We start from the raw sequence: 4108 nt of genomic DNA on the forward strand, positions 1-4108 counted from the left end.
ATGAGTGGGGCGCTAAGTGGCCGCCTACGGGGAGTATCTACTGACCGCCGTCACCCTGGTCTGGGGAAATACGATCGAAGGTGACCAGCTCTTCCTCGTGCCACACGAGGACGGCTCCTGGACCGTGTCAGTCTTCCGCCGAGGGTGGGCAGACTGGCACGACACCACCCTGGGGTTCAGCGACTGGTTCCACCAGGCTCTCGCCGGCGAGACCGGGACCGACTGGCTGCCGGAATGGAACGCGGGGATCCATCCGCTGGAACTCTCGTAACTGCCTCTGGGAGGTCGCCATGACAGGTGCTGTGGTGGTGAGGTTCGACGTTGTGTAGGCAGGCCCTGCAGCGAACCGGCCGCGACCGGACCCTCGGTAGCCGACGGGGTTCGCGGTGCGTCCACCGGACAGCTGCCCCCCCCGCGAAGCACCCCTTCCGGGTCCTTGCTGACAAAGCCCCCAGCGGCCGGCGCCGGCCGCCAGCGCTCTGCGGGCTCAGGAAAGCGTCAATGTCAGTGGGCTCCGCCAGGCTGTGCGTCGTGGATGAACTGGTGGAGCGTGTCGACGATCAAGATCGTTTGCTGGGGATGGTGGTCAGCCGTCGGCAGGCCATCCAGGAGGGTTGGCTGCACCGCATCGCCGTGACGGTGTGTCGTGATGAGCGTGGACGGATCCTCATCCACCGACGATCGGAGCAGGTATCGCGCTTCCCCGGGCTTTATGAGGTCGAGGTCGGTGGCGCCGCAAATGTCGGCGAGTCGTATGAACGGGCCGCCGCGCGGGAGCTGGCCGAAGAGCTGGGCATTCGTGCGCTGCCGCGCCTGCTGTTCACGTTCGTCAACCGAAGCGGTTTGAGCCCTCACTGGCTCGGCGTGCACGACGCCGTGGTGCCGGACACCGTGGTCCCCGATCCCGATGAGGTCGCCTGGCATGGCTGGCTGACAGAGCCGGAGCTGCGGTCGGCTCTGCTGGAGTGGCGCTTCACCCCCGACAGCAACGAAGCCTTCAGCCGGTATCTGGCGTTCCGGGCCGCGCGGTCCTGACCTGGCCCATCACGCTGGTTGATCACGATGCGGTCACGGCGGAGAGGTTTTCCGAGGGCGGCGTCACACAGCAGCCGAAAAACCTACCTGTAGCAGGTGAATGGCGGGAGAGGCCCGCCCTCACCCCTTTAGGAGTAGCTGTGGCGAGCACCGCTGACGAGCCTGAGCAGACCACCGAGCAGACCCCGAAGACCCCCTCCGTGGACCCCTCCGTCACCCCCTCCGCGTCCCGTCCTGCCGAGGGGGGCGTATCCGCAGGTTAGACCGGGCGGGCAAGGGGTCGCCGCAGGTCCGACAACCCTCGTGTACCCAGGCGTCCCCAGCACAGGAGGACTTCGACCGGACCCAGGCGTCGGGAGCTGCTGCAAGCGCTGGGGATCTTCCAGAGGGCTACGCCCGATCAGTTGTGGAAGCTGACCCGTCCGGAGAACCGGCACGACAAGCTGACGCGGGACAACCTCCTGGATCTGGAGGACCACCACCTGGTGAGGATCGAGTCGGTGCAGGAGGACCAGCGGCAGGTGTGGGTGCTGACCAAGCGCGGACAAGGCGAGGCGAAGCAGCTGCTGGAGCCGAAGGGCATACGACTGTCGGTGCTGCGTGAGGAGAAGTTCGACCCGGACACGGGGGAGCTGCTGGGTACCGGTTACGACGACCACGCCGCGGCGGTCACCTCGACGGCCGCCGAGCTCCACCGGGCGGGGATCGGTCACCGGCTCGGTTTCCAGACCGAGGTCGGCCACCGGCTGGGCAACAGCTTCGTGCAGCGGGCGGACCTGGTGGTGCGGGCACCGGCGGCTGGGGTGCCGGTGCTCCTCGTGGAGGTCGATCGCCGTACCGAGGACGCCCACGAGCTGGTGCAGAAGTTGCGCCGGTACTGGGAGTGGGGCCGGCTGCTGCCGCAGGGCGCGGACAAGCGCACCGTGGACCTGGTCCGGTCCCGGCCGGACGCGATCGACACGGTCGACCACGAGGAGCGGTTGTGGCGCCGGGTTTACCCGCCGACCAGTAGGGAGGGCCTGGCCCCAGTGGCGTTTGTCTTCGCGGACACCACCGCCGCGGAGGTCGCCAACACCATCGCCGTGCTGGAGGACGCCGGCCGCGACTACTGGGCGCCGCGCCGGTACGACACCTTCGAGCGGGGGATCACCGCGCTCGACTACGGCCAGGCGGTGCCCGTCGTCGTCACCACCCTGGAGCAGCTGACGGAGCACGGCGCCGACGGGCCGGTGTGGCGGCGGCTCGGCCGGAAGGGCGAGCAGACGTTGACGGCCGCGCTCGACAACCCCGACGGCGACGCCCTCTACCGCGCCCAGATGGCCCGCGCCGACGAACGGGTGGCACAGCGCCGGGCCGCCGAACGGGAGGCGCAGCGCCCCGTGTGCAGCCGGTGCGGGCAGAAGTTCACCGACAACCGCTGGGAGGAGACCACCGCGCACGGCGGTGCCTGGACGGCTGGGGATCTGACCGTGTGCGGTCCCTGCCACGCTGACGACGTCGCCCGCGAACAGGCCGCCCGCCTCCAGGCTGCCGTGCCGCCTCCCCTCGAGGACGACCGGGAGTCAGCCCGGCCCGGCCGCGGCCTCTTCCGCCGCCGAGGCTGACCGCAACGCCCGCCGGGCAAGCCCAAGGAGCCTGGGCAAGCCACCCTGCGCACCGGCTTGCCCACCCCCACAAGGCGGCGGTGACCGGTCATCGGTCACCGCCAGCCCGGGCTCCCGGGCGCGGCTGTGGCTGGCCGGTGGCCGATGACCGGTCACCGGCCGTTCGGGAGTTGCATGGACCGGTCACGGCGGTGACGTGCTGTTTGACCGATCGCGGGAGACGGATCGGTCACGGCTGGCCCACCGACCGGTCACGGGAACTGCTGGGCAAGCCCTCGGCCGGAGGGCTTGCCCAACGTCCGGATCACGTGACGGGACGGCTCCCGAAGCCGTGGCGTCACCGCCTGGGACGCGGAGGCCTGGAGCCGGCCGACGCCGCCTGGCCAGCCGTAGACCGGAACCATGAAACCAAAGAAGCAGTCCTACGCCGGGCTCGTGCCGAGCCTCCCGGGAGACATGTGGCATGCCCTTGCCTCCTTCCACGGGGCCCACGGCGAGCCCGTCGGCCGACTCGTACCCTTCGACCACCCCGATGCGTTCCTCTCCCTCGCCCAGCCCGACGACATCGGCTTCACCGCGCGAGTGGAGCTGTCAGGCGGGGAGACGATGAGCCAGCTCCACAAACTGGTCACGACGGTCACCCGCGACATCACCTACGAACTGGGCACTGCCACGCCCGGGACCGCGCTGGAGATCATGGTCGGCAAGCGCCACCAGCTCGCCCTCCACGCCGGTCACGTCGACGGCCTCGCCCGGCTCCTGCGCGATGCCGTCGACAACATCAACGCGCATGGCTCCTCCGGAGGCGACGGATCCTGCCGCCACTGCCATGGCACCGGGCGGGCGTATCCCGTGTGGGGGGTGAAGGACGACGAAGCCTGAGCGGCAGGGCAAGCCTTAGGCGACCCTGGGCAAGCCCTTCACGAAGGGCTTGCCCAGGCTCACTCACAGGCTGTGCCGTCCCGGGCGCAGGACGTCGGCGTACATCCGGGCCCGGACGCCGGACTCCCCGGGATCCCGGCGCACCAGGCCAACACCCGATGTGGCCCAGCGCTCCTCCATCGCGGCCATCACGGCCCGGACGGCGTCCCCGCCGGTGATGTCCAGGACCACCAGGCCGGGCTGCGCGAGGTGCTGCTCGTCGATCGGCTTCATGAGCCCTGCGACGGCGTGGGGACCTTACCGGTTCGCCGGCGGCCCCGGGTCCACTCGCACGAGGGATCCCAGGCCGCGGGCGTCGCATGGTCGGCAAGCTCTGTCGGGGTGCGGCCCCCGTCGCGGCCCTGGTGGCCAGGGCCGCACCCCGTACGGCCTAACGTACTCCGGGGCCGGAGCCACCGGTGGGGATTGTCGCTGGTGGCCGCGCTCTGCTGTCTCACCCGTTCGCGCGCGGCCAGGTGCCGGTGGGGTGCGACGGTGCGATCTCTCGGTTTGGGGACAGTGGTGTGAGAGACAGTGAGTGCCTGGGG

At 70.2% G+C, this 4108-nt stretch carries 5 protein-coding genes; 4 read left to right on the forward strand and 1 reads right to left on the reverse strand.

All coding sequences use genetic code 11. The features are described from left to right. Positions 1-16 precede the first annotated feature (16 nt). From ACZ6ZT_RS35040 to ACZ6ZT_RS35055, 4 genes are all read left to right on the forward strand, one after another. Positions 17-271, forward strand: coding sequence for a hypothetical protein (locus ACZ6ZT_RS35040; RefSeq protein WP_469724490.1), 255 nt, complete (start codon positions 17-19; stop codon positions 269-271). 230 nt (positions 272-501) lie between these two features. Next, positions 502-1035, forward strand: coding sequence for an NUDIX hydrolase (locus ACZ6ZT_RS35045; RefSeq protein WP_469724491.1), 534 nt, complete (start codon positions 502-504; stop codon positions 1033-1035). Positions 1036-1439: 404 nt separating this feature from the next. After that, the gene (locus tag ACZ6ZT_RS35050; protein ID WP_469724493.1) at positions 1440-2639 is read left to right on the forward strand and encodes a hypothetical protein; all 1200 of its coding nucleotides are present in this window, start codon (positions 1440-1442) and stop codon (positions 2637-2639) included. A 402-nt stretch (positions 2640-3041) separates the two neighbouring features. After that, the gene (locus ACZ6ZT_RS35055; protein ID WP_469724494.1) at positions 3042-3521 is read left to right on the forward strand and encodes a hypothetical protein; all 480 of its coding nucleotides are present in this window, start codon (positions 3042-3044) and stop codon (positions 3519-3521) included. A gap of 63 nt (positions 3522-3584) precedes the next feature. Here the strand turns inward: ACZ6ZT_RS35055 and ACZ6ZT_RS35060 are convergent, their stop codons facing one another. Further along, complete coding sequence (locus ACZ6ZT_RS35060) at positions 3585-3794, reverse strand: DUF6207 family protein (RefSeq protein ID WP_469724495.1); 210 nt, start codon at positions 3792-3794, stop codon at positions 3585-3587. Between the last annotated feature and the right edge of the window lie 314 nt (positions 3795-4108).

The organism is Streptomyces sp. NPDC102258, assembly GCF_055584685.1.